Source organism: Arthrobacter sulfonylureivorans, assembly GCF_047607445.1.
In the GTDB taxonomy this organism is placed as follows: Bacteria; Actinomycetota; Actinomycetes; order Actinomycetales; family Micrococcaceae; genus Crystallibacter; species Crystallibacter sulfonylureivorans_A.
The window spans coordinates 56696-80717 of record NZ_JBLKRT010000001.1; the positions used below are offsets into that span (position 1 = coordinate 56696).

General features: G+C 67.6%; 20 protein-coding genes and 1 tRNA gene. 11 read left to right on the forward strand and 10 right to left on the reverse strand.

All coding sequences use genetic code 11. The annotated features are described in order from the left end of the window. Positions 1-6: 6 nt before the first annotated feature. Positions 7-1080 (reverse strand): TOMM precursor leader peptide-binding protein, encoded by a 1074-nt coding sequence (locus tag ACMX2H_RS00260; RefSeq protein WP_414958418.1) that lies wholly within the window; start codon positions 1078-1080, stop codon positions 7-9. A gap of 145 nt (positions 1081-1225) precedes the next feature. On the opposite strand from ACMX2H_RS00260, the gene ACMX2H_RS00265 reads away from it, so the two are divergent. Next, the gene (locus tag ACMX2H_RS00265; RefSeq protein WP_414958419.1) at positions 1226-1894 is read left to right on the forward strand and encodes a M48 metallopeptidase family protein; all 669 of its coding nucleotides are present in this window, start codon (positions 1226-1228) and stop codon (positions 1892-1894) included. 45 nt (positions 1895-1939) lie between these two features. On the opposite strand, the gene ACMX2H_RS00270 is transcribed toward ACMX2H_RS00265, so the two are convergent. After that, positions 1940-3370: a zinc-dependent metalloprotease gene (locus ACMX2H_RS00270; protein WP_414958567.1), complete on the reverse strand. Its 1431-nt coding sequence runs from the start codon at positions 3368-3370 to the stop codon at positions 1940-1942. Positions 3371-3644: 274 nt separating this feature from the next. Between ACMX2H_RS00270 and ACMX2H_RS00275 the strand changes: the two genes are divergently transcribed. From ACMX2H_RS00275 to ACMX2H_RS00290, 4 genes are all read left to right on the forward strand, one after another. Then, positions 3645-4778, forward strand: coding sequence for a YlbL family protein (locus ACMX2H_RS00275; RefSeq protein WP_414958420.1), 1134 nt, complete (start codon positions 3645-3647; stop codon positions 4776-4778). A gap of 196 nt (positions 4779-4974) precedes the next feature. After that, positions 4975-7974 carry a UPF0182 family membrane protein gene (locus ACMX2H_RS00280; RefSeq protein ID WP_414958421.1) on the forward strand — a complete coding sequence of 1000 codons (3000 nt, stop codon included), beginning with the start codon at positions 4975-4977 and terminating at the stop codon, positions 7972-7974. A 45-nt stretch (positions 7975-8019) separates the two neighbouring features. Continuing rightward, positions 8020-8093 (forward strand) — tRNA-Met (locus ACMX2H_RS00285). A gap of 147 nt (positions 8094-8240) precedes the next feature. Then, a complete protein-coding gene (locus ACMX2H_RS00290) occupies positions 8241-9362 on the forward strand; it encodes a hypothetical protein (protein WP_414958422.1) in 1122 nt (373 codons plus the stop codon). Positions 9363-9433: 71 nt separating this feature from the next. Here the strand turns inward: ACMX2H_RS00290 and ACMX2H_RS00295 are convergent, their stop codons facing one another. Together ACMX2H_RS00295 and ACMX2H_RS00300 are read right to left on the reverse strand one after the other, a co-directional pair. Continuing rightward, a complete protein-coding gene (locus ACMX2H_RS00295; protein ID WP_414958423.1) occupies positions 9434-10201 on the reverse strand; it encodes a PspA/IM30 family protein in 768 nt (255 codons plus the stop codon). Between the two features lie 75 nt (positions 10202-10276). Continuing rightward, positions 10277-12346 (reverse strand): TPM domain-containing protein, encoded by a 2070-nt coding sequence (locus tag ACMX2H_RS00300; RefSeq protein ID WP_414958424.1) that lies wholly within the window; start codon positions 12344-12346, stop codon positions 10277-10279. A gap of 335 nt (positions 12347-12681) precedes the next feature. On the opposite strand from ACMX2H_RS00300, the gene ACMX2H_RS00305 reads away from it, so the two are divergent. The 4 genes from ACMX2H_RS00305 to ACMX2H_RS00320 all read left to right on the forward strand — a co-directional run bounded on the left by ACMX2H_RS00305 (position 12682) and on the right by ACMX2H_RS00320 (position 16905). Beyond that, a complete protein-coding gene (locus ACMX2H_RS00305) occupies positions 12682-14208 on the forward strand; it encodes a S1C family serine protease (protein ID WP_414958425.1) in 1527 nt (508 codons plus the stop codon). Between the two features lie 151 nt (positions 14209-14359). Continuing rightward, a complete protein-coding gene (locus tag ACMX2H_RS00310) occupies positions 14360-15175 on the forward strand; it encodes an electron transfer flavoprotein subunit beta/FixA family protein (RefSeq protein WP_414958426.1) in 816 nt (271 codons plus the stop codon). A 33-nt stretch (positions 15176-15208) separates the two neighbouring features. Continuing rightward, complete coding sequence (locus ACMX2H_RS00315) at positions 15209-16153, forward strand: electron transfer flavoprotein subunit alpha/FixB family protein (protein WP_414958427.1); 945 nt, start codon at positions 15209-15211, stop codon at positions 16151-16153. Between the two features lie 5 nt (positions 16154-16158). Next, positions 16159-16905: a PIG-L deacetylase family protein gene (locus ACMX2H_RS00320; protein WP_414958428.1), complete on the forward strand. Its 747-nt coding sequence runs from the start codon at positions 16159-16161 to the stop codon at positions 16903-16905. 147 nt (positions 16906-17052) lie between these two features. On the opposite strand, the gene ACMX2H_RS00325 is transcribed toward ACMX2H_RS00320, so the two are convergent. The 3 genes from ACMX2H_RS00325 to ACMX2H_RS00335 all read right to left on the reverse strand — a co-directional run bounded on the left by ACMX2H_RS00325 (position 17053) and on the right by ACMX2H_RS00335 (position 19214). After that, a complete protein-coding gene (locus ACMX2H_RS00325; protein ID WP_414958429.1) occupies positions 17053-17637 on the reverse strand; it encodes an anti-sigma factor in 585 nt (194 codons plus the stop codon). A 72-nt stretch (positions 17638-17709) separates the two neighbouring features. Further along, positions 17710-18177, reverse strand: a complete 468-nt coding sequence (locus ACMX2H_RS00330) for a tRNA (cytidine(34)-2'-O)-methyltransferase (protein WP_414958430.1) — start codon at positions 18175-18177, stop codon at positions 17710-17712. A 101-nt stretch (positions 18178-18278) separates the two neighbouring features. Next, positions 18279-19214, reverse strand: coding sequence for a J domain-containing protein (locus tag ACMX2H_RS00335; RefSeq protein WP_136784675.1), 936 nt, complete (start codon positions 19212-19214; stop codon positions 18279-18281). Between the two features lie 125 nt (positions 19215-19339). On the opposite strand from ACMX2H_RS00335, the gene ACMX2H_RS00340 reads away from it, so the two are divergent. Continuing rightward, positions 19340-20245, forward strand: a complete 906-nt coding sequence (locus tag ACMX2H_RS00340) for a diacylglycerol/lipid kinase family protein (RefSeq protein ID WP_414958431.1) — start codon at positions 19340-19342, stop codon at positions 20243-20245. Here the strand turns inward: ACMX2H_RS00340 and ACMX2H_RS00345 are convergent. The 3 genes from ACMX2H_RS00345 to ACMX2H_RS00355 are packed head-to-tail and all read right to left on the reverse strand — an operon-like array spanning position 20167 to position 23152. Then, positions 20167-20979 carry a pyrimidine reductase family protein gene (locus ACMX2H_RS00345; RefSeq protein ID WP_414958432.1) on the reverse strand — a complete coding sequence of 271 codons (813 nt, stop codon included), beginning with the start codon at positions 20977-20979 and terminating at the stop codon, positions 20167-20169. The two genes, ACMX2H_RS00340 and ACMX2H_RS00345, sit on opposite strands and share 79 nt — an antisense overlap. Further along, entirely contained in the window at positions 20976-21920 is a 945-nt protein-coding gene (gene folP, locus ACMX2H_RS00350) for a dihydropteroate synthase (RefSeq protein WP_414958433.1), read from the reverse strand. The genes ACMX2H_RS00345 and folP overlap by 4 nt, the downstream gene beginning before the upstream one ends. Further along, entirely contained in the window at positions 21917-23152 is a 1236-nt protein-coding gene (locus ACMX2H_RS00355; RefSeq protein ID WP_414958434.1) for an NAD(P)/FAD-dependent oxidoreductase, read from the reverse strand. Before ACMX2H_RS00355 ends, folP begins: the two co-directional genes overlap by 4 nt. A 179-nt stretch (positions 23153-23331) precedes the next feature. Here ACMX2H_RS00355 and ACMX2H_RS00360 point away from each other — a divergent pair, with 179 nt between their 5' ends. After that, the gene (locus ACMX2H_RS00360; protein WP_414958435.1) at positions 23332-23997 is read left to right on the forward strand and encodes a helix-turn-helix transcriptional regulator; all 666 of its coding nucleotides are present in this window, start codon (positions 23332-23334) and stop codon (positions 23995-23997) included. The last annotated feature ends 25 nt before the right edge of the window (positions 23998-24022 follow it).

Consider the following 24022-nt stretch of genomic DNA (forward strand, 5'->3'; position numbering starts at 1 on the left):
CCGGTGTCAGGATGCAACCGCCAGTACGCAGCCGCAGCCCGGGTGCGGGGGATAGGCGTGCCGGGACACGGTGCCGTCGCCGCTTTCGAGCTTGAGGACGGCGGAAAAGCTGCCCGGTTGGTTCCGTCCGTCCAGGAACAGCAGGGCCTGGTGGGCCGCCAAACCGGCGGCCGCTACCGACTGGGAGACCTCGTCGGCGGAAATCCGGCCGGCCGCTTTGCCCGGCGTGCCGGTCAGCCGGGCAACGACCTCCGGCCACGCCGGATCGGCATCCGTTCGGTGCTGTTCCACACAACCGAGGCAGCTGGTGTGACCCGGGACCACCAGCGGTCCGATCAAGGTGTCGTGTTCGCGGACCAGGACGCTCAGGTGCGGGTGGCCCCGGCTCATCAGCGCGGCCGAAACCCGAGGGTCTGCCACGTCGCGGTCGAGGTAGATGGCCAGGTTGAGCGCCCGCGGAAAGATGCCTGCGGCGCCTTGCTCCGCGGTCGAGCCCGGCAAGAGATGGCAGGCGACCGTCGGATCGATCTGGCGCGCCGTTCGCCTTACAGCCTGTCCTCTGGACAGCCCGATGTCGGTGATCCGGAAGGCGCCCGAGCCCACGTCCGCCGGGCCTACCACCGCCGGGTCCTCCAGTAGAAGCGTGCCCACGCCGGCGGCCGTCAGGGCTGTGGCCAACGCTGAACCGGTGCGACCCAGCCCGATGATCTGCACCACGCAGCGGCTCCGTGCGGCCAGCAATCCCTCGCTGTCGGCCGAGTAGACGGCAGACCAGTGGCGGGAGTCCGGTGCCAACCGGTCTGCGCGCAAACCGGACAAGCGTTCGCCGCCGGAATCCGGCACCAGCACCGGAGCCAGCGCCGCCAGCAGCGTCGTGGCCCGTTCGGCCGCCAGGCCACACTCCGTGCGCACTGCGTCCAGTTCTGCCGAGTCGAAACCCTGACGCAGCCGGCGCAGGAAGCGCCGGTCCGTTTCCCCGGTTCCTTCGAGCACCAGACCGCCGTCGCCTAGACCGAACTGCACACTGCCGGCTGCGATTTCGACCATGCGCAGGCCGGGATTGAGCTTCAGCCGAGCCATGGCGCCTCCTTTGTCCCCTGACCGGGAGTGAACTGATAGTCCATGCTGGCACGGCGCTCGCCGTTGCCGGATGGTTATCCACAGAAAACGGGGCTGGAGCGCTGGGCGGATGCGGCCGGTCGGAAGCACCCGGTAACCTCAACGCATGTCCCGAGCAGAACAGACGCAGAAATCCCGCGGTTCAGCAGCAACCTCACGGCCGGTGCCGCTGGTGGCCGGCGCCGGAGAGCGTGTGTCGTTGACCACATCCAGCGGTGCGCCCGTGGTGGTCAAACGCTCCGCGCGGAGGCGCCGGACGGTCTCGGCCGCATGGCGGGACGGGGCGGCAGTGATCTCCATTCCCGGGCACTTTAGCCAGGCGCAGGAGCAGGAGTGGGTGCGGCGGATGCTGGCCAAACTCGAGACCCGCACGGCACGTCCGGCGGGCCGGACTGCAGCCAACGACGCCGAGCTGGCCCGCCGCGCGGCAGAGCTGTCGGAGCGCTACTTGGCCGGCGACGCCGTGCCGGAAAGCATCCGCTGGGTGTCCAACCAGAACGACCGCTGGGGCTCGGCCACGCCGGCCCGCGGCACCATCCGCATTTCGGACAAGATCAAAGAGATGCCCGCGTGGGTGGTGGACTATGTGATCCTGCACGAGCTTGCGCACCTGCTGGAGGCAGGACACGGCCCGCGCTTCTGGGGGCTGCTGCAGCCCTACCCCCAGTTGGAACGGGCCAAGGCCTTCCTCTCCGGCGCAGCCTTTGCGATGGGCCGCGGCCTGCAGGACGACGACGGCGACGTGCTGGACGGCGAGAGCGAGAGCGACAGCTAGCTGTGGCGACGGCGACGTTCTCGACGGCGCCGACGAGAGCGCTAGCTAGCTGCGGTCGCCGTTGCCGGAGTTGTCCGGGCCGTCCTCCGAACCGTCATCCTCCCCGTCGGAGGATCCGCCCTGGTCCGGGGAACCGCCGTCATCCGGCTGCTCGTCGAATCCGCCGCTCAAGAGTTTCTGCAGTGCCTCATCGACTTCGGCTTCCGAGGCGTCCAGCAGTTTCCGACGGGCGCTGAAGCCGGCCGGGTCGTCCAGATCCTCGGGCGTCGGCAGCAGGTCAGGGTGGTTCCAGACGTCGTCGCGTCCCTCGATCCCGCGTTCCTCCTTCAGCGCAGCCCAGAGCGCTGCAGCGTCGCGCAACCGGCGGGGCCGCAGCTCCAGGCCCACCAAGGCCGCGAACGCGTGTTCGGCCGGGCCTCCGGTGGCACGGCGCCGCCGGACCGTTTCCCGCAGCGCCGGGGCCGAGGGCAGGTTGGCCGCGGCGCTGGCGGTGAGCTCATCCACCCAGCCCTCGACCAACGCGAGGGCTGTTTCCAGCTTGATCAGCGCGGCGTCCTGTTCCGGGGTGCGCTGCGGCATGAAAACGCCCTGCGAGAGCGCCTGCTGCATGGACTCGGGATTGCTGGGATCGATGTTGCGGGCGACTTCCTCGATCCGGCTCATATCGATGTGGATGCCGCGCGCGTAGCTTTCGATCGCGCCCAGCAGGTAGCCGGACAGCCAGGGAACGTGCGTGAACAACCGGGTGTGGGCCGCTTCCCGGATGGCCAGGAAGAGCAGTACGTCCTGCGCGGGGATGTCCAGCCCTTCACCAAAGGACTTGACGTTGGCCGGGAGCAGGGCCATCTTTCCCTCCACCAGCGGAACGCCGATGTCGCTGGAACTGACCACATCCTTGGCCAGCGCGCCGACAGCCTGGCCCAGCTGCATTCCGAACATCGCGCCGCCCAGGTTTTGCAGCATGGAGTGCGCCCCGCCGAGCATCTGCTTCATCTCTTCCGGCACCTGCTCGGTGAGCGCCGAGGTCAACGCAAACGCGATGCTGTTGGCAACCGGCTCGGTCAGCCGCTTCCAGGTGGGCAACGTCGCCTCGACCCATTCGGCTCGGGACCATGCCCGGCCAATCACTCCCGTGCCGGGAATGGTCGTGGCGGGATCGAGCCACATCTCCGCCAAACGGAGCGCCTCGTCAATCGCGCGGCTCTGCTGTGCGGATACCGAAGGGTCGCTGTCCGAGGCTGCCACCTTGCGGGCGTTTTCGTGGGCAAGTTTCCAGTTGACGGGCCCCTCCGACGGGGCGCTCATCATGGCTTGGACCTGCTGGAACATCTGGGCCAGCGCATTGGGGTCGGAAGGCAGGCCTGCGGCCTTGGCCATAGCTGCGGGATCCACGTCCCCTGCCTGACCGCCGAAGAGCCGGGCGAACATTTCCGACAGCGGATCCTGCGCGTCGTCATCTGGCTGCTTGGGGGTCATCACTACCACCGGTCCTCGAGGGGTTGGAACGGGCACGGGCCGCAGCGGCTGCCGCGGAGGCAGCGGCGACTATGCCCGGGATGTTGCGTCACTCCCACGTTACCGGCAGCCGGGATTCCTTGTCGCGCGGAGGACGGGCAGTTCGCTCTAGGCCGAGCAGCCCCAGGGCCGTCGATGCCGGGCCAACGGCGTACGCTAGAGCAGGCACCGTCAGCGCCATCAGGCGGCAGTGCGTCAGTAGGCATCCGGAGAGCTCCGAGAGGGAAACCATCAGGTGACACAGTCCACCAACAACGGCATTGAGCCGGGCATGGACGGCTGGGCCGGCGAGGGCGCCGGCCAGCAGCCGGTCGCGCCGCGTCCCCGGGAACGCAGGGGGCCGGTCATGGCCGCCGCCGCCGTCGTGGCCGTCGTGACCGGCGCGGTGGGACTGGCGCTGCCCGCGGGATATGTCATCGAGACGCCCGGCCCGGCGATCAACACCATTGGCGAAGTCTCCGGGACGCCGCTGATCGAGGTCCCGGACCATCAGACCTACAAGACGTCCGGCGCCCTGGACCTCACGACGGTGTACGTGGAGGGCGGACCCAACTCGCAGGTCAACATGCTGCAGGTCCTGGCCGCCTGGCTCAACCCGCAGCGTAGCGTCGCGCCCACCGACCTGGTCTACCCGCCGGACGTGACGCAGGACGATATCCAACAGCAGAACGCTGCGTTGATGGCGTCGTCGCAGGAGTCTTCCATCGCGGCGGCTTTGACGCAGCTGGATGTGAAGTACTCACAGACCCTGTCGGTAGCCGACTTCACTCCGGACGCCGCGGCAGCCGGGAAGCTGGAGGCCAAGGACACGATCCGGACGGTCAACGGCCGGCCGGTGACCGGTATCAACGTGTTGCGCGATGAGCTCAATGCCAGTGAAGGTGCGCCGGTGGAACTGGGCATCACGCGCGACGGCCGGAAGGAAACCGTGGCCGTCGCTCCGAAGGAAAGCGGCGACGGCGTGTACCAATTGGGCGTCATGCTGGGCACCGAGTTCGACTTCCCGTTCCAGGTCAAGATCCAACTGGACAACGTGGGCGGCCCCAGCGCCGGCATGATGTTTGCGCTGGGCATCATCGACACCCTGACCGAAGGGGAAATGACCGGCGGCAAGCACTTCGCCGGGACCGGCACCATCGACGCCGACGGCACTGTCGGACCGATCGGCGGCATCCGGCAAAAACTGGTCGGCGCAGCAGAAGCCGGAGCTTCCGTATTCCTGGCGCCGGAGGCCAACTGCGCGGAGGTGGCCGGCCATGTTCCGGACGGGCTGCAGGTGGTCTCGGTGGCTACTTTGGACGAGGCCGTCCACGCCGTCACGCTGGCCGGCAAGGACGGGGACACGTCATCCCTGCCCGGCTGCAGCTGATTCGTTTCAGCTGACGGGCGGTCACATTCAGGCAACAGTCATGGGCTGACCCCCGCCGCGGTTCGCCCGGGCCGGTGCTGACAAGGCAGAATGGGGCAGGAACCCTCCGAGACGTCCGTTCGTGGTAACTAGGGGGTGTATCCCCGGCAGCGGCGGGTTCGCCGCGATGCTAAGCCCGCAAACAACGAGGTAACGAGTGACGTTCGGACAAGACCGGTCCTACAGCGACCGGCCAACACCGCCCAGCAATTCTGGCAAGAAACGCTCCGCACTGGTACCCACCCTGATTGTGGTGGCGGTCCTGGTGATCGGCTTCGTCTTCTTCTCCCAGATCTACGCAGACATCCTCTGGTACAACCAGCTGGGCTATCTGGAAGTCTTCCTCAAAGAAAACGGCACCAGGATTGCCATTTTCCTGGCGGCGTTCCTGATCATGGGCCTTGCCGTCTACTTCAGCCTGCGGATCGCCTACCGTTCGCGCCCGGTGTACGCGCCGGACAGCTCGCTGCAGGACAATCTGAACCGCTACCAGCAGCAGCTGGAGCCGGTCCGCCGCCTGCTGATGATCGGCATCCCGGTGGTGCTCGGTGCTTTCGCCGGCACCGCGGCTGCCTCGGCGTGGCAGACCGTGCTGCTGTTCTTCAACCAGCAGCCGTTCGGCCAGGCCGATCCTCAGTTCCTCCTGGACTACAGCTTCTACATGAACACGCTGCCGTTCCTGGGTTTCATCAACGGCTTCCTGATCAGCGTCGTGCTGATCGCCGGCATTGCCGGGCTGCTGACCCACTACCTTTACGGCGGCATCCGGCTGGAGGACAAGGGTTTCTTCGCGTCCACCGCTGCCAAGATCCATGTGGCCGTTTTCGCCGCGCTCTTCCTGATCCTGCAGGGCATCAACTACTGGCTGGACCGGTATGCCACGGTGCAGTCGGACGCCGGGAAGTGGACCGGTGCGCTGTACACGGACGTCCATGCGGTGATTCCTACCAAGGCCATCCTGGCTGTCGCCGCCGTGCTGGTGGCCATCCTGTTCATCGTTTCGGCGTTCGTCGGACGTTGGCGCCTGCCGATCGTCGGCACCGCGATGCTCATCGTGACCGCCATTCTGGCCGGCGGCGTCTACCCCTGGATCGTGCAGCGTTTCCAGGTGGAGCCCAACGAGCAGAAGGTGGAAGCCGATTACATTCAACGGAATATTGCGCTGACCCAGTTGGCGTACGGGCTGGATAAGATCGAGTCCACCAACTACAAGGCGACGTTGGAGGCCGAAGCCGGCGCGCTCCGCACGGATGCCGAGACCACGGCGAACATCCGCCTGCTGGACCCGAACCTGGTTTCCGACGCGTTTGCCCAGCTGGAACAGTTCCGCCAGTACTACCAGTTCGACAAGACCCTCAACGTGGACCGCTACAACATCGACGGCGAGGTGCAGGACACCGTCATCGCGGTCCGTGAACTGAACACCGCGGGTGTGCCTGCCGGCTGGGTCAACGAGCACCTGCTGTACACGCATGGCTATGGAGTGGTGGCCGCCGCCGGATCCAGGGTCGAGCCCGACGGGAAACCCTCCTTCCTGCTCTCCGGCATCCCGACCCAGGGTGCGCTGGCCAACGACTCCAGCTACGAGCCGAGGATCTATTTCGGCGAAAAGTCGCCGGACTATTCGATTGTCGGCGCGCCCGAGGGCAGCAACCCGATCGAGATCGACAGGCCGCAGAGCGCCAATGCCGAAACCGACACCCGGAATACGTTCGACGGCGACGGCGGTCCGCGGATCGGCAACTGGTTCAACCGGCTGGTGTACGCCCTGAAGTTCCAGTCCACCGACCTGATGGTTTCCGACGCCGTCAACTCCGAATCCCAGATCCTCTACGACCGCAATCCCCGCGAACGTGTCGAGAAGGTGGCGCCCTACCTGACGGTGGACGGCAACGCCTATCCGGCGATCGTGGACGGCAGGGTGAAGTGGATCGTCGACGCGTACACCACCAGCAAGGCTTTCCCGTACTCCACCCCGCAGCAGTTGGAATCGGCAACGACCGATTCGACCACCCGGGAAGGGGCCACGGTCGCCCTGCCGGCCGAGGACGTCAACTACATCCGCAACTCCGTCAAGGCAACCGTTGACGCCTACGACGGGTCGGTGGATCTGTACGCGTGGGATGACCACGACCCGCTGCTCAAGGCCTGGGAGAAGGTCTTCCCGACGACGATCAAGCCGTACAGCGAAATGTCGGCCGACCTGATGGCGCACGTCCGCTACCCGGAAGACCTTTTCAAGGTGCAGCGTGAACTGCTGACCCGCTACCACGTGACCGATGTCGGCCAGTTCTACGAGAACTCCGACGCGTGGAGCGTTCCCGCGGACCCGACGCTGGGCGAGGGATCGTCGATCAAGCAGCCGCCGTATTACCTGTCGCTGAAGATGCCCAACCAAGACGAGGCCTCGTTCTCCTTGACCACCCCGTTCATCCCGTTCACGCCGCCGGGCCAGCCGGCCCGCAACGTGCTGTACGGATTCCTGTCGGTCAACGCCGATGCCGGCACCGGTAAGGCCGGCGAGAAGGCGGAAGACTACGGCACCATGCGGCTGCTGGAAATGCCGCGCGACATCACCGTGCCCGGCCCCGGCCAGGCGCAGAACCTGTTCAACTCGGACACCGAAGTGTCGCAGGCGCTGAACCTGCTGCGCCAGGGTGCGTCCGAAGTGATCAACGGCAACCTGCTCAGCCTTCCGGTCGGCGGCGGCATGCTGTACGTGCAGCCGGTCTACGTCCAGTCCTCGGGCGCGTCCTCCTACCCGATCCTGCGCCGGGTGCTGGTGAGCTTCGGCGAGTCGGTGGGCTTTGCCCCGACGCTGTCCGAAGCGCTGGACCAGGTCTTCCAAGGCGACTCGGGTGCCACCACCGGCGACCAAGGCAACGTCGGCGAGACACCGGCGACGCCGGAGGCTCCGTCGACGACCACCTCCGAGGAAAAGCTGCAGACGGCGCTGCAAGCGGCCCGCACCGCCATCCAGGACGGGCAGGCAGCGCTGGCGAAGGGCGACTTCGCAGCGTACGGCGAAGCCCAGAAGCGCTTGCAGCAGGCGCTCCAGGATGCGATCGACGCCGAAGGCGCCATCTCGGGGAACGCCCCGGACGGCGCCGGCGGGGCAACCGAGCAGCCGTCGCCCCCGGCCACCGAGGGCAATTGATCGATTTGCTTCACCATCCCGCGGCCGGTAGAGTATTCACTGCGCCGCGGGGTGGAGCAGTTCGGTAGCTCGCTGGGCTCATAACCCAGAGGTCAGAGGTTCAAATCCTCTCCCCGCAACTAAATGCAAAAGCCCCGTCCGAGGCCGCCTCGGACGGGGCTTTGCATTCCCAGCAGCATTTCCGTACCGGATCACTGGGCTGGGCACGGCGGATAGAATGGTTTCACCCGTTCCGATTTTCCCCTGGAAAGATCGCTGTTTATCCCATGTTTGAATCAGTGCCCAGCTATGCCCTCGCCGCCGGAGTAGCAGCCCTATTCAATCCATGCAGCCTGCTGTTTTTGCCGGTATGGCTCGCGATGGTCGCCGCCCGTGCCTCCGACCAGTCGACGGCGGGCGGAACGCGCTGGTCTGCCGCCGCTGCGCTGGCCTTGACCGGCGGCTATGCTGCCTCATTTTCGCTGGCGCTGTCGGTGCCGGGCGGCCCGGCGGACGCGGCGGGCGCCTTGGCGTATGTCTCGGCCGGCACCGGGATGCTGGTCGTGCTGCTGGCATCCTTCCTGGTCGCGGGCGGCCGCGTGCCGCTGCTGCAGGCGGCGTCGCCGGTTGGTGGATCACGCATCCGGCTGACCGGCCTCGCAGTGGCCGGAGCAGTGACCGGACTGGCTTCATTGGCACCGCAGCTTCCGGAGCTGCTGGCGAGAATGGAAGGAGAACGGGGGACCGGTGCGGGCGCCGCCGCTGTGGAAATCGCCGCCTACCTCCTCGGCTTGCTCGCCGGCTTCGGTCTTCTCTGCGCCGCCGCATCATGGCTGGGTGGCGCCGCCGGGCGGCGATGGCCCGCCACCGGATCCGTGCTGGATAAAGCGCAAGACTACCTGCTCCTGCTCGCCGGCCTGGGCACCGCCTACTACGCCTTCTTCGCCGTGCGCGACGCCGCCGGAACCCAGGTCGAAGACCGGCTGATCGACGCCGCACACGGCGTCCACGGGGCACTGACCGATGTGCTCCAGGCCGTTCCAGTGTGGCTGATCCCAGCTGCCTATCTGGCACTGACCGGCTGGCTCCTGCTGCGCAAGCCACAGCCCCGTGATGGTCGGCGGGGGTCGCCGCGCGACCGTACTGCTGTTGCGGCAGTCGAGTCAGTTGCGGCATCGCCGGCAGCAACACCGCGGGCGGTATCCACCGGGCGTTCCCGCCAACCGCTGCCGAGGCAGGACGGGGGAGAGGCGGGGCTGCGGGAACAACCGGCCGGCCCGCTGGTGCAAGGCGAGCACCGGCCGCGGCATTTCAATCCGAAAGCCCTCCGCCGGGCCCCGGATGTCCCGGCCAAACGCGGACGCCCGGCAAACCACCGCTCCCTCCGGGCAGCGAAACCTCGCCGCTAAACTAAACGGCTCCGGCCGCACCTCTTCAGGCGCGGCCGGAGCCGTTCATCGCGTCCGCGTCGGCTAGCGGATCAGTAGGTTTCGGACGTTGCTTCCTTGCCCGCCTCGAGTGACGACGGCGCAGTGCTGCTGCCGGCCTTCAGGGCGGCGAGCCGCGCCTCCACTTCGGTCTGCTCACCGAGGTCTTCCAGGCTCTCGAACTGGGCATCCAGGCTGGAGGCAGCCAGTTCGGCCTGGCCGCGCACCTTCGCCTCTTCGCGGCGGATCTTTTCCTCGAATCGGCCAACTTCGCTGGTCGGGTCCAAAACATCGATGCTCTTGATCGCATCGTGGACCTGGGACTGGGCCTGAACAGTCTTGGAACGGGCGATCAGTTCATCGCGCTTGTTCTGCAACTCATTGAGCTTTGACTTCATCTGGTTGAGACCCTGCTTGAGCTTCTCAACGATCTCGGTTTGTGACGAGATGGTCGGCTCGGCGCCCTTGGCTTCGTTCTCAGACGAAATCTGCCGTTGGATCGCTACCTTGGCAAGGTTGTCGAACTTCTCGGCATCAGCTGCCTGTCCCGCGGAACGGTACTCGTCAGCCTTCCGGCTGGCAGCCAACGCCTTGTTGCCCCAACTGTTGGCGTTCTCGAGGTCCTGGTTGTAGTCGTCCTGCAGCATCCGCAGGTTGCCGATGGTCTGCGCGACGGCGCTTTCGGCTTCGGCGATGTTGTTCGTGTAGTCGCGGACCATCTGATCCAGCATTTTCTGCGGATCTTCGGCCTGGTCGATCAGTGAGTTGATGTTCGCCTTGGCCAGTTGTGCGATGCGGCCGAAAATGGAGTGCTTTACCACGGTGATGCCTTTCGATCTGGGTTACTCGAACTGTTTGCCTTCCGGGCAGCCGGTTGGCTGCCCAGCCTGTCTGGTCTAGAAGCTGCCGCCGGCGCCGTCTCCGCCACCGAAACCGCCGCCAAAGCCGCCGCCGAAGCCGCCGCCACCGCCGAAACCGCCGAAGCCGCCGCCTCCGAAAACGTCACCTCCGCCGCCGCCGAAGATCCCGCCGTCGCCGTGCGAGCCGTGGCCGCCGTGCAGGATGGAATCGATCAAGATGCCGCCGAGGATGGCTCCGCCCAAACCGCCGCCCCGGCCGCCGAACATGCCGCCGCCGCCGAATCCGCCCATGCCGCCGAAGCCGTCCACGTCCTGTTGGGCCATCTGGCTGGCCTGCTGGGCCAGGGCGTTGGCCTGCCGGGCGTAATTCAGGGCCTGCTCCGGATCGGAGTCAGCGATCGCCAGGGCATGGTCCAGGTTCCGTTCGGCCTCGGCCAGTCGGGTGCGGGCTTCGCTCCGGACCCCTCCGCGGCGGGCCTGGATGTAATCGGAAGTGCCGGAAATCTGCGCCTGCGCCGACATGATGGCGTGCTGCAGGGCCTCTCTGGCTCGCCGGTTGCGGTCCTGCGCGTCCCGAATGCCGGAGAGCGAGGCATCCAGCGGGCCCATGGCCTCCTCAAGCCGTTGCGCCATCATGATCGGGTCGATGCGCCCTCCGGCGACCTGCCGCTGCACCGCGGACAGAGCCGCTTCCAGACCGGCCACCGGACCGGCCAGCTCGGGATGCTGCCCAGACGCCATCATGGCTTTGGCCTGGGCAATGTCCTGTGCAGCATCGGAAACGGTCTGTTCCATGCTGTTCCGGGCGTCGTCGAGGTCCTTGGCCGTCTTGGCGATGGCCTCCAGCAGGATGTTGGCCTGGTGCAGGCTTTCCTCGGCGGCACGCACGGCGATCACGGCGGCGCTGCGGTCTCCCTCGTCCAACTTGCCCTGTGCAGTGGTGGCTGCGTTTTCAACGAAATCCAGCCGCTCTCCGGCCTGGTCGATGTTGTCGGCGACCTGTTGGAGCGCGGTGTCGGCGTAGCGGGCGCGGAGCTCCTGCAGACGCGCCGTGCCGTCAGCCAGTCGGCTGCGGGTTTCCCGGGCAGCAGCTCGTGCCTGCTCAAGTGCCTGCGGCGCGGTTTTCTCCAGCTCCCGCAGCGCGTCAAAGTCTTCCTTGTGCGCCTGCAGGGAATCATTGACCGCTTCACACCGGCGGATGATGTCGCCAAGCCAGGCGCGCTGCTCCTGTTCGGTGTCCGGGATATGGTCGTCGAGCTGCTGCTGCAGCTTGAACGACTCCATCATGTGGGACTTGGCCGCCGTGATGTCCTGGCGGAATGGCTGCACTGCTTCATCGCCGTACTGCGCCATGGCGAAGCCCAGTTCCTGCTCGCTGGACTTGATCGCGTCGTCCGCGGCCACCAGCAGGCTCCCGGCCTTCTTCCGCAGATCTTCAACGGACATGGCATCATGCGGATCGAGCGGACGGCCGTCGGGGCCGGGTACCAGCTGCGGCTGCTGCTGGAGCTTCTTGTTGCGCTTGGAACGGGTGTAGAGCAGGGCCGCACCGCCGCCCACCACCACTACGCCGCCGATCAGCAGCACCGGAGCCAGCGAGATACCTCCTCCGGAGGACACCGACCCGTCGCCGCCCGTGGCAGCGTCCTTGACGCCGGCCACCGCAGCGAGGGCGGCATCGGCCCACTGTTCCTGGCCTAGCAGGGGGCCGATTGACTGGGCGATCTCCTGGTCGTGCGGCTTGGCGGGATTGCCGCGCGCAGACTCGAAAAGGTATTGGCGGCTGTCGACGGCAACGGTCAGCACGCTGTCCACTGAGTCGAATGAGTTCAGCTCGGCGGTGCCATTCAACCATTGCTGCGGGTCGGACGGGTCGGTGAACTCGTCCACGTACACGATGAAGACGTTCAAGCCTTCAGACTGCTGCAGTTCGCGGACGGCGTCCTCGACTTCACCGGTCCGGGCACCCAGCACGCCGGCTTGGTCCACCACAAACTCGCCCGGCGGAAAGTCGACCGGAGGTACGGCGTGCGCCAGTGAAGCCGGCGCAAGGAAGACTGCGGTCAGGCCGGCTGTGGCCGCCAGACGCCTGAACGATGAACGCATGTAGGTCCCTTCGGCAAACGCAAACTGGGGCCGTGGTGCCCCGGCTCGTCAGCATGCTCCGGCCCCGAACGGGGACAGATCCGCCATTGTGATTCTATGGTCCTGTATTTGACGCAGTCCACCGATGCCCTCCGCCTGCGGCGAACGCGGCAGGCGGCACCGCGCCCCGGGCGGATCCGTTCCCTGCGCCGCTCTGGAGCCTTGCGGAGCCGCGATACCGCGCTACGCGCCGCCGTCGTGCGCATCCGGCTGCTTCCCAGAAACCTTTCAGGAAACGTGCGACGTTATCCCAGCGACGCCGTGCATAGTGGACTGCAGACCAGAAAGGACCTGCCATGACCGAGAACAATCAGGACCCGCAGCAGCGGCCCGCGCGGGCAGTACCGCCCCAGCCGCAGAACCCGCCGGCCTACGGGGCCGGAGAGCAGCGGTCCGCTGCCAACGACACCGAGCAGTTCAGTTCCCCGGCCCCAGATGCGGCCCGGCAGGTTCCCGGACAGGAACAGACGCAGCCCCTGACCTCCCCGACGCTGCAGTACGGCCAGTACGCTCCGGGCAGCTTTGGCCAGCATGCCGCGCCGCCCTACGGCCAGGACTCGTCATCCGGCCATGGTGGCTACGGCAGCCACGGATACGGGACAACGTCCGGCTACGGCGGCGGGCAGCAGAGCGCGGTCAGCGCCAAGAAGCGTTTCGGCACCGGGACGCTGATTGCCGGCATGCTGCTGGCGGGTCTGGCCGGCGGCGGCGTGGCCGTGGGGTCGCAGGCTCTGGCCGATGGAACAGCGGGCACGTCGATTACCGGCGACGCACCCAAGCAGTTGATCGTGAACAACACCGATTCGGTCAACGAAATCACCGCGGCCGCGGCCAAAGCTTCTCCGAGCGTGGTGACGATTTCGGTGGCCAGCGGCAACACCGGCGGTTCCGGCTCCGGCATCATCCTGGACACCGAGGGCCACATCCTCACCAACACGCACGTGGTGACGCTCGGCGGCCAAACGTCCAACCCGGACGTCGAAGTCCGCACCAGCGACGGCAAGGTGCACAAGGCCACGGTGGTGGGCACCGACCCGCTGTCGGATCTGGCCGTGATTAAGATCGACGCCGACGGCCTCACCCCCGCGGCGTTTGGCGACTCCGGGAAGCTCAATGTCGGCGACACCACGATCGCGATCGGCGCGCCGCTCGGCCTGGCGGGGACCGTCACCGACGGAATCGTGTCCACGCTGAGCCGGACCATCAGCGTCTCGTCCTCGGCGGTTCCGGAAAATTCCGGCGACAACGCCCAGCCCAGTCCCAACGACCAGTTCAACTTCCAGTTCCCCGGCGAGAAGCAGTCCGCCAACCAGGGCAGCATCTTCCTGAACGTGATCCAGACCGACGCGGCCATCAACCACGGCAACTCCGGCGGCGCGCTGGTGAACACCAAGGGCGAGGTGATCGGCGTCAACGTGGCCATCGCGTCCTCCAGCGAAGACAGCGGCAGCATCGGCGTCGGCTTCGCCGTCCCCAGCAACTACGCACAGCGAGTCGCCCAGGAACTGATCAAGGACGGGTCGGCAAGCCACGGCATGCTCGGGGTCTCGGTCACCGCCAAGGCGTCCGGCAATTCCTCCGGCAACACGCAATTCTCGGTCGGCGCGGACGTCGTCGAGGTAGTGAAGGATTCACCGGCGGCGAAGGCCGGACTGCAGAAGGGCGATGTGATCACCGGCGTGGAAAACCGGGCCATCGAGGACAGCCAGTCACTGACCGCCGCCATTCGTGAACATGCGGCCGGCAGCACGGTTAAGGTGACGTACCTGCGTGGCGGCGAAACCCACACCGCCGAGGTGACCCTGAGCGAAGGCCAGGCCTGACCTCCACCTTCCTGCGACGCTCCTGCGGCCCTGCCTCCCACGGCGGGGCCGCAAGTGTTTACCGGGCCTGCGTTCCCGGTAAGGTTAGGGTGTTTGCAGCGACCCGCAACACCCGCGCGGGCCGTGGACGGCGGAAGGAAGTTCAGCGAGGATGCAAAAAGCAGCAGGCACAGCCTTGAACATCGTGGTGCTGGTCAAATATGTACCGGATGCACAGTTCGACCGCCATCTGACCGGCGATCCGGCAACGGTGGACCGGTCCGAGAGCATCCTGTCCGAACTGGACGAATATGCCATTGAATCCGCCCTCCAGTTGGCGGAGGAGCGCGGCGGTCCGAAGGCTGGCAACCGGGTCATTGCGCTGACCATGGGGCCGGCAGCGGCCGCCACTGCAGTGAAGAAAGCCCTGCAGATCGGCGCCACCGAGGGCCTGCATGTGAACGACGACGCGCTGGCCGGCTCCGACGCCACCGGAACGTCGCTGGTCCTGGCCGCGGCCATCCGCAGCCTCGGCGACGTGGACCTGGTCCTCACCGGCATGGCATCCACCGACGGTGAAACCTCGCTGGTTCCGGCCCAGCTGGCCGAGCGGCTGGGCCTGCCGCAGCTGACCTTCGTCGCCAGCCTCGAACTGGACGGGACTACGGTGCGTGCCCGCCGCGACGGCGACACTCATGCCGACACGCTCGAAGCCGAACTTCCGGCGCTGGTATCCGTCACGGACCAGATCAACGAACCCCGCTATCCGAACTTCAAGGGCATCATCGCGGCCAAGAAAAAGACGGTTGCCACAGTGACACTGGCGGATCTGGGCATCCAGTCAACAGAGGTCGGCACCGCCGGCGCCTGGACCGCTGTCCGGACGGCCGAAGCACGCCCGCCGAGATCGCAGGGGACCATCATCAACGATGAGGGCGACGCCGGCATCCGCCTGGTGGACTTCCTGGCCGCCCAAAACCTGCTCTAGTCCGCCACGGAAACCGCGAAGGATACCGGCACCATGCCTACAGTTCTTGTCTTTATCGACCACCCCGGCCAAGCCCTGCACAAGGGCCAGTTGGAACTGCTCACGCTGGCGCGCACCATTGGCGAGCCGGTGGCAGCATTCAACGGAGATCTCACCGACGCCGTCCGGACCATGCTGGGGGACTACGGCGTCGGCACCATCTACCGGCCGTCTGCGGACCTGGACGCTGCGCTGGTGGCTCCGAAGGCCGCGTTCGTTGCCGCCGCCGCCCGTGCAGCCAACCCGGCCGCGGTGCTGCTGCCCAACACGTTCGAAGGCAAGGAGATTGCCGCCCGCACCGGGATCAAGCTGGACTCCGGCGTGATCACCGATGCGATCGGGGTCTCCGCCGACTTGACCGTGACCAAAAGCGTGCTCGCCGGTTCCTACACGGTGCAGGCACAGGTCGGCCGGGGTACGCCGATTATCACGGTGAAGGCCAACGCCGTCACCGAGGCTCCCGCGGACGCCGCGGCGGTGCCGGAAGTGACGACGGTCGACGTCGGGGACTTCGGCCCCGCGGCGCGCATCACGCACCGCGCGGAGAAGGCAGCCAGCGGGCGGCCGGCGCTGACCGAGGCCCGCGTGGTGGTTGCCGGCGGCCGCGGCACCGGCGGAGACTTCTCTCCGATCGAGGACCTGGCCGATGCGCTGGGCGGGGCCGTGGGCGCATCCCGGGCCGCCACCGATGCGGGTTGGATCGAGCACTCGGCACAGGTGGGCCAGACCGGCCAGACCGTCTCGCCGCAGCTCTACGTCTCCGCCGGCATCTCCGGCGCCATCCAGCAGAAGGCCGGCATGCAGACGGCCAAGGTGATCGTGGCGGTCAACAACGACGCCGACTCGCCGGTCTTCGAGATTGCCGACTTCGGCATCATCGGCGACCTGGCTGAGGTGCTGCCCCAGGCCGCCGCCGAGATCCGCCGGCGGAAGGGCTAGCCGCGGTGACGGCTGCTGAGTTCAATCCGGCGCGGGTCCTGGTGTTTGCCGCCCACCCGGACGATCTGGATTTCGGCGCGGCGGGCACCATCGCCCGCTGGACGGCCGCGGGCGTGCAGGTGAGTTACTGCATCATGACCGACGGCGACGCCGGAGGCTTCGACGATGCGCAGCGCGCCGGCATCGTGGAGCTGCGGGCGGCCGAGCAGGCGAAGGCAGCCGCATTGGCCGGCGTGACGGACCTGCATTTCCTGCACCAGCCCGACGGCTACCTGGAGCCCACCCATGAAGTCATCCGGCAGACGGTGGCGTTGATGCGGCGGATCCGTCCCGACATCGTGCTGTCCATGCACCCGGAGCGGGCCTGGGACCGGATCCAAAAGAGCCACCCGGACCACTTGGCCTGCGGCGAAATCGTGACCCGTGCTATTTACCCGGCAGTGGAGAACCCCTACGCCTATCCGGAACTGCTCGAGGAAGGCCTGGCAGCCTACAAGGTGCCCTATCTGTGGTTCTACGGTGGCCCCCGGGAACGGGAGAACCACCACGTGGACATCACCGACTGGGTTGACACCAAGCTGGCAGCCATCCGGATCCATGCAAGCCAGCACCCGGACCTGGCCGCGATGGACGCCCGGGTGCGACAGAACCTGACCGAGAACGCCGCACGCGGCGGCCTTCCCGCGGGCCGCAGCTCGGAGGCTTTCCACGTGGTCGGAATCAACACTCCGGAGACGATCGCCGGCTTCTGACGCCGGGCGTATCCCGATTCGGCGGCAGTGCCCCGGTACCGCAGCGGGCCGGGCACTGCTGAGGGATACCAAAAGCCGCGGACTGCGCCGCTTGGCGCGGGCTGGCCAGCGGTTGCGGCGGCCCGACGCTGCGGTCCGGCCGGCGGGTTAGCCCGCCGGGGTGGGAATGATGACGGCGAACGGCAGGCTGGGGGACTCCGCCCCGCCGGGTGCCTCGACCGAGATAGCCAGTTCGCGGGTCGTGGAGATGCCGTCAATCACCACGGGATTGCCGGCAGAGATGTCGGCGGCATCAATCGTTCCGGCTGATACCGGCGCGGAGCCGTCCAGCGGAACCCGCCACACCTGGTAGGTGCGTCCCTCGGACGCCGCAACATCATTGAACGTCAGGACAGCGGCATTCTTGCCCAGCGAGATTGAGGCGTCGACGGTGCCGCCGCCTTCGACGTCCTGCTGGCTGGTGACGACGTCGGGAGCGTCGGCGACGTCCTGGTCGGAGGTTCCGCCGAGGGCACCCGCCACGGCGATGGCGCCGATGATCACCACAATGGCGGCCAGGGCCAACAACAGCCACTTGGTCACCGCGGGCATTTGCCGCCGCCCGTTCTCTTCCGGTCCGCCGGTCAACTGGTCGGCGTGCAGTACGGAATGGTCCTCATCCGCTGCTGCGTAGTCGTTCCCCTCGGAGTCTGCGGGGCTGGCCAGGCGATCAGATGGCTGTGGCGTATCCATAGGGTTCCAGTCTATCGGTCCCCAAGCGCGGCGGCTCCTTCGCCGACGACACGCTGCTTATTCAGGCGGCCTCTACAGCTTTGCGCCGGCGAAGCCGTGCTGCCGCCAGGCTTCGTAGATAGCGATCGAGGCCGAGTTGGCCAGGTTCAGCGACCGCAGCGACGGCAGCATGGGCAGGCGCAGGCGTGCGGTCACGTGGGCATCCTGCTTGACCGCATCCGGCAGCCCAACGGACTCTGGGCCAAACATCAGGACGTCGCCGGGAAGGTAGGCGACGTCGGTGTAGGAGGTCTCACCGTCCGAGGTAAACGCGAAGACCCGCTCCGGCTGCAGGGCTTGCCAGGCCGCCTCCAGATTGGCGTGGACGTGGACCACGGCCAGATCGTGGTAGTCCAGACCGGCGCGGCGGAGTTTGGAGTCTTCGAAGGTGAAGCCCAGCGGTTCAACCAGGTGCAGTTCGGCCCCGGTGACCGCGGCAAGGCGGATGGCGTTGCCGGTATTGCCGGGGATCTCGGGAGTGTAGAAGAGGATGCGGAACACGGATTCCATCCTAAGCGCGCCGAAGCAGCGGTGAAGCACCGGCCGGCACCGACCCGCCTCGAAGCACCGGCCGTGCGGACCGGCCCGGGCACTGACGCCGGTTAGCTGTGCATGCCTGCCAGCAGCCGCGCCAGCGAGGGGACGTGCACGGTGTTCGGTGCCGGTCCGGAGGACAGGAACTGCTTGACTTCGCGCACCAGCCGGGCGGCGTTGACCACGTGCACCGGGGCGATTCCGTCCGGGTCGTAGCCGCGCGTGTAGTCGATCACCGGTTCGTGCAGATTTCCGTCCGCCGAGTGGAGCACGATCCAACCGGTGACATTGAGCTCCGGGAACAGCTCCTGCATCCGCCGGACCGCCGGTGCCAGCAGCGGCGGTTCCACCACGCGGCCGTCCTTGTGCAAGGTCCGCCCGTCCCAGCGGAAGTTCCCGCGCGGCAGCAGCATCGAATCGATCAGAGCCAGCCGGTAGCCGGCCAGCAGCGCATGGTCGATGAAGCCGTTGTCGGCCGGCGAGTGCAGACCGTTGACCAAGCGCGCCGACGGAATGGCGGGCAGGATCTGCCGGCTGATCAGTTGCACGCTCAGCGCCTCGCGGCGCAGCCGGGCGCCGGCACCGAAGATTCCGCGTTTGCGCGGCACACCGTGGATTTGCTGGCGGGCGATGTTCTCGGCCAGCCCGGTGGAAGCCTCGGCCGAGCCATAGGCAGGAACGTAGATGGGCGCGTCCGCGGCCGAGGGCCCGCGCTGTCCGGGCGCACGCCGGGGCGCGGCTGGGGCGGCGGACGCCGCAAAGGATTCGGCGCTGTCCGTCCGTGCCGGCGGGGCCGTTGCAGCGCCGTAGGACCGGTCATAGCGGGACCGGGTCTGCGGGTTGCTCAGCACTTCATAGGCAAGGCTCACGCGGCGGAACTCGGCGGGGTCCCCGCCGTGGTCGGGATGCGTGGCACGTGCGGCCCTGCGGTACGCGGCCTTGATCTGCTGGGCGGTGGCATTGACCGGCAGCCCCAAGGCATCGTAGTGGGATGGGGGAGTCACCGGCCGCCTCTCTGTAGGGTCTGGGGGTCCTGCGCGAAGCCCAGTGTAACCGCCGGAACGGGCGGGAACCGGCCGACTGTGTCGTGCCGCGGCTGCAGCCGGCCGTGCTGCCAGAATGAACTGCTGTGACTTCGCTGCCGTCCTCCGCCCCGATCGCCGTCGCCATCAATCCCCATGCCGCGTTCGGGGCCACGGCCCGCGCCGGTGCGGAGGTGATGGCAGAGTTGGCCCGGTACGGCCGGAATGCCGTCGAGCTGCGGGCAGAGACATGGTCCGCGCTCGCGGACCGTGTGGCCGGCGAGCTGCGCCGGGGGATCTCCGCCCTGTTGGTAGTGGGCGGGGACGGAATGGTTCATTTAGCAGTCAACGCGCTGGCGGGCACGCAGGTTCCGCTGGGCATAGTGCCCACGGGGACCGGAAACGATTTTGCCCGGTTGTTCAACCTGCCCGCAGAGCCGCGCACCGCCGTCGGGCACTTCCTGCAGTCACTGGAGCAGCCGCAAAGGGTGGACCTGGGCCGGGTGACCCGTGAGGACGGAACCACGTGCTGGTTCGCCGGGGTCCTCTCCGCCGGCTTCGACGCCGCGGTCAACGACCGGGCCAACCGCTGGCGCTTTCCGCGCGGCCGCCTGCGCTACCCGCTGGCGATGCTGCGCGAACTGGCCTCCTTCCGCCCGCTGAGCTACAGCCTGGTGGTGGACGGGGTGCCGCGGCAGACCGACGCGATGCTGGTTGCCATTGCCAACGGCCGGTCGATTGGCGGCGGGATGCGCATTGTTCCGCAGGCCGCGTACGACGACGGCGCGCTGGACCTGTTCATCGTCTCGCCGCTGTCCCGTCCCGCCTTTTTGGGCATCTTTCCGCGCGTCTACGCGGGCCGGCACACCAGCCATCCCGCGGTCCACATCGAGCGGGTGCGGACGGTCCAGTTGGAGGCCACCGGTGTCACCGCTTATGCCGACGGCGAGCCGGTCGGCAGGCTGCCGCTGTCGGTCGACGTGGTGCCCGGGGCGTTGCGGGCCGCGGTGTAGCGCAACAGCAGCATGGATCCTGACTCCAGCACCTGGCGCAATTCCAGCCGCTGCAGCGACTGGCCCGGCACATGGTCCACGATCCGCTTGGCGGTGCCACCGGCCAGCAGCGGGCTGATGGTCAGGCACAGCTCGTCGACCAGTCCTGCGGCCTGGAAGCTGCCGAAGAGGGTGGGCCCGCCCTCGCTGTGCAGCTGCTTGTATCCGCGGTCCGCCAGTGCCTTCACGATCAACGCCGGTTCCACCCGGCTGGTGCCGGCGTCGACCACGTCCGCCACCGGCTCCAGTGCGCGGCGCCGCGTTGCGGGGGAGGCCGCGCTGGTCAACACGATCGGCCGCACCGGCGCCGCCGTGAAGAACTCGCTGTCCGGATCGAGATCCAGCGAGGCGGAGACCACCGCCACCGGGGGATGCGGGCTCATGCCCCGGGCGGTGCGCCAGGCCTGCGACTCGGCTGAGAGCAGCTCGCCGCCATACCCTTCTGCCCGAATGGTTCCAGCCCCGACCACCAGGACGTCGGCCAGCCGCCGCAGCAGCAGGAACACCCGCTGGTCCACCTCGTCGCCCAGCGTTCCGGAGCGGCCCTGGTAGGTGGCCGCGCCGTCCAGGCTGGAAACGAAGTTGAACCGGACCCATGGCCCGGTCCGGGGGAGTTCGCCGTACCAGTCCAGCAGGTCCTGGTCGCTGGCCTGCTCCGGTCCCGGCGGCAGGATGCGCCGGATTGGCCGCGTCACGGCGCCGCCGGTTCGTTGGCTTCGCCCATGTTGTGCTTGAGATAGGACGGTTCGCGCCAGCCCAGCACGGCCTCGGCCATCCGGATGGCGGCACTGGCTTCGGGTACGTTGTGCATGCGCAGAATCCGCGCGCCGTTCATGACGCAGATGACGGCGGCCGCCAGCGATCCGGACAGCCGTTCCTGTTTGGGCTGATCCAGCGTTTCGCCGATGAAGTCCTTGTTGGACACCGCCGCCAACGCCGGATAGCCGAGCGCGGCGATTTCGCCGAAACGGCGGGTGATTTCCAGTGAGTGCAGCGTGTTCTTGTTCAGGTCGTGGCCGGGGTCGATGATGATTTTCTCCGCGGGGATGCCCAGGTCCATGGCCAGGTCCACCTTGCGGCGGAGGAAGCCGACAACGTCCTCGACCACGTCGCCGTAGCGGGGCCGCGGATACACCGTGCGGGGAGCGGCCAGCGAGTGGGTGATGACCAGATGGGCTCCGCCTTCCGCCACGACCGCCGCCATGTCCGGATCGTGCAGTCCGGTGGTGTCGTTGATGACGTTGGCTCCGGCCCGGAGGCTCGCCGCGGCCACTTCCGGCAGGAAGGTATCGGCGGAGATCACTACGTCCGACGCTGCCCGCACGGCCTCGATTACCGGGACAATCCGTTCCGCTTCTTCGCGCGCGGACAGGGCCGGTCCCGGCGCGAAGGGCACACCGCCAATGTCCACCCAGTCCGCCCCCGCCGCCACCGCCTGCAGCGAGGCATCGATGGCGGCTTCCAGCGCGAACGTCCGGCCGCCGTCGTAGAACGAATCCGGCGTCCGGTTGACGATGGCCATCAGCGCCACCTGCGAGCGGAAATCGATCCGGCGGGCGCCGAATTCGTGCACCGGGTGGTGCAATTCGGGCAGGAAGGCGCCGGACGGCGTCTGGTCCGTCGCAGGTTGGCTCACAGGCTGGTCAGCTCCTTGTCAGGGTTGGACAGGTCCGCGGCCGCCACGGTGCGGCCGGACCGGATCAGGTCCTGGATGGGTTCCTGGACGTCCCAGATGTTTACATTCATACCAGCCACTACCTTGCCATTGCGCAGCCAAAACGCAATGAATTCCAGCTTGTCCGGGTCCTGGTAGCTGCCACGGAATACCGGTTCGGTTTCTGCCGCCCACGGGAAATAACCGGAGTATTCCATCCCGATGCCAAACTGGTCGGTGTAGAAGTACGGGATGTCGTCGTTGGACGCATCCCGGCCCAGCATGGCGGCAGCGGCAGTCTTGCCCTGCGCAATGGCATTCGCCCAGTGCTCGCTGCGCAGCGGCGCACCATAGACCGGATGGAAGGCGCGGGCCACGTCGCCGGCGGCAAAGACGTGTTCGGCTGAAGTGCGCAGCTGCTGGTCGGTGGTGATGCCGTCGGAGACCGCCAGGCCGGCGGCTTCGGCCACTGCCGTGTTCGGGACGGCGCCGATGGCTGCCAGCACCAGATCCGCGGGGAGGCGCTCGCCGTCGTCCAGCAGAACGCCGCTGACTTTGCCGGCCTCGTCGAGGATTTCCACTGGCCTGCGCCCGGTGCGCAGCAGCACGCCCTCGCGGCGGTGCGTTTCCGCGAAAATGCTGCCTATGGTTCCGCCCAGTGCCGAGGCCAGCGGGATCTTGCCGCGGCCCACGAGGGTCACCTCGTTGCCCAGCTGGCGTGCGGTGGCGGCCACCTCCAGGCCAATCCAGCCCATGCCGAGCACCACCAGCCGCTGGGCCCCGGTGGCCAGCACGGTGTGCAGCGATTCGCTCTCACCCAGCGTCCGCAAGTAGTGCACGCCTTCCAGCTCGGCGCCGGGAAGCTGCAGCCGCCGCGGCGACGCCCCGGTGGCCAACAGCAGTTCCGAATACCGAAGGGTGATGGCGTCGGAGAACGTCACGGTGCGGGCGGCGGGATCGAAGGACTCCACCGTGGTACCGCGCAGCAGCCGGACGCCGTGCTCGGCATACCAGCCGGGCGGCTGCACCAGCGCCGCCTGCGCGTCCTCGCGCCCGGCCAGGAAATCCTTGGACAGCGGCGGCCGGATATAAGGGTGCTGGTCCTCGGTGCCGGCAAGCACCAGTTCACCGCTGTAGCCGCCAGCGCGCAGCGCCTCGGCTGCGGTGGCGCCGGTGAGTCCGGCTCCGGCAATGACGATCGGGTTCTCTGCCATGGCAGCGCTCCTTCACAATGCCGGCAGGCACTTTGCGGGCCGAACCCCGGCGGCTGCCGATCTGATGGAAGCACCGGCAGCTGCCTGTTGGGGCAGGGCCAGATGTTCTAAAATAGGTATGTTCGACTTTAGAAATCCGCACCGCATAAGTCAATGCACCCGCCACCGGAAAGATTGTCATGACCCACCAGCCGTCACCCGGACTTTCGGCCGTCACCGCTCTGGGCGACGACGTCCGCCGCCGGCTGTTCGAGTTTGTCCGGCACAGCGCCGAACCGGTGACGCGGGACCAGGCCGCCGCCGCCTTGGATCTGCCGCGCAGCACCGTGTCCCTCCAATTGGACGCCTTGGCCGGGCACGGGTTGCTGAACGTCGAGTTCCGCAAACTCAGCGGCAAATCCGGGCCGGGCTCCGGCCGGCCGTCCAAGGTCTACACGGCCGCGGTGCCGGAAGTCTCCGCCTCGGTGCCGGAACGCTCCTACGACCTGGCCGGTGACCTGTTGGCCACAGCGGTGGAGGAATCGGCCAAAACGGCTCGGCCGGCGCATGAGCTGGTGGCCGAGGCGGCCCGGGCCAAAGGCCAGGAGCTCGGGGCCGGGGCGGCCGGCCTGGAAGCCGCGCTGGCATCGGCGGGCTACCGGCCGTTGCCCGATGCGGCCGGCTTTGCGTTGGGAAACTGCCCGTTCCACTTGCTGGCCCGGAGCCATACCCAGACCGTGTGCGGGCTGAACCTGGCCCTGCTGGAAGGGATGCTGGACGGCTGCGCCGACCGGGACCACAGCGTCGCCGCAGATCCGGACGGGCCGTTCTGCTGCGCCAGAATCAACCGCCACCGGCCTGCTTGACGCCCGGGCCAGCACCGGGGACAGG

Bases quoted from the DNA above. Each gene is read 5' to 3' on its own strand.
- ACMX2H_RS00260 (WP_414958418.1), bottom strand. From the start codon at position 1,080: ATGGCTCGGCTGAAGCTCAATCCCGGCCTGCGCATGGTCGAAATCGCA.
- ACMX2H_RS00265 (WP_414958419.1), top strand. From the start codon at position 1,226: ATGTCCCGAGCAGAACAGACGCAGAAATCCCGCGGTTCAGCAGCAACC.
- ACMX2H_RS00270 (WP_414958567.1), bottom strand. From the start codon at position 3,370: ATGACCCCCAAGCAGCCAGATGACGACGCGCAGGATCCGCTGTCGGAA.
- ACMX2H_RS00290 (WP_414958422.1), top strand. From the start codon at position 8,241: ATGTTTGAATCAGTGCCCAGCTATGCCCTCGCCGCCGGAGTAGCAGCC.
- ACMX2H_RS00300 (WP_414958424.1), bottom strand. From the start codon at position 12,346: ATGCGTTCATCGTTCAGGCGTCTGGCGGCCACAGCCGGCCTGACCGCA.
- ACMX2H_RS00305 (WP_414958425.1), top strand. From the start codon at position 12,682: ATGACCGAGAACAATCAGGACCCGCAGCAGCGGCCCGCGCGGGCAGTA.
- ACMX2H_RS00310 (WP_414958426.1), top strand. From the start codon at position 14,360: ATGCAAAAAGCAGCAGGCACAGCCTTGAACATCGTGGTGCTGGTCAAA.
- ACMX2H_RS00315 (WP_414958427.1), top strand. From the start codon at position 15,209: ATGCCTACAGTTCTTGTCTTTATCGACCACCCCGGCCAAGCCCTGCAC.
- ACMX2H_RS00325 (WP_414958429.1), bottom strand. From the start codon at position 17,637: ATGGATACGCCACAGCCATCTGATCGCCTGGCCAGCCCCGCAGACTCC.
- ACMX2H_RS00355 (WP_414958434.1), bottom strand. From the start codon at position 23,152: ATGGCAGAGAACCCGATCGTCATTGCCGGAGCCGGACTCACCGGCGCC.
- ACMX2H_RS00360 (WP_414958435.1), top strand. From the start codon at position 23,332: ATGACCCACCAGCCGTCACCCGGACTTTCGGCCGTCACCGCTCTGGGC.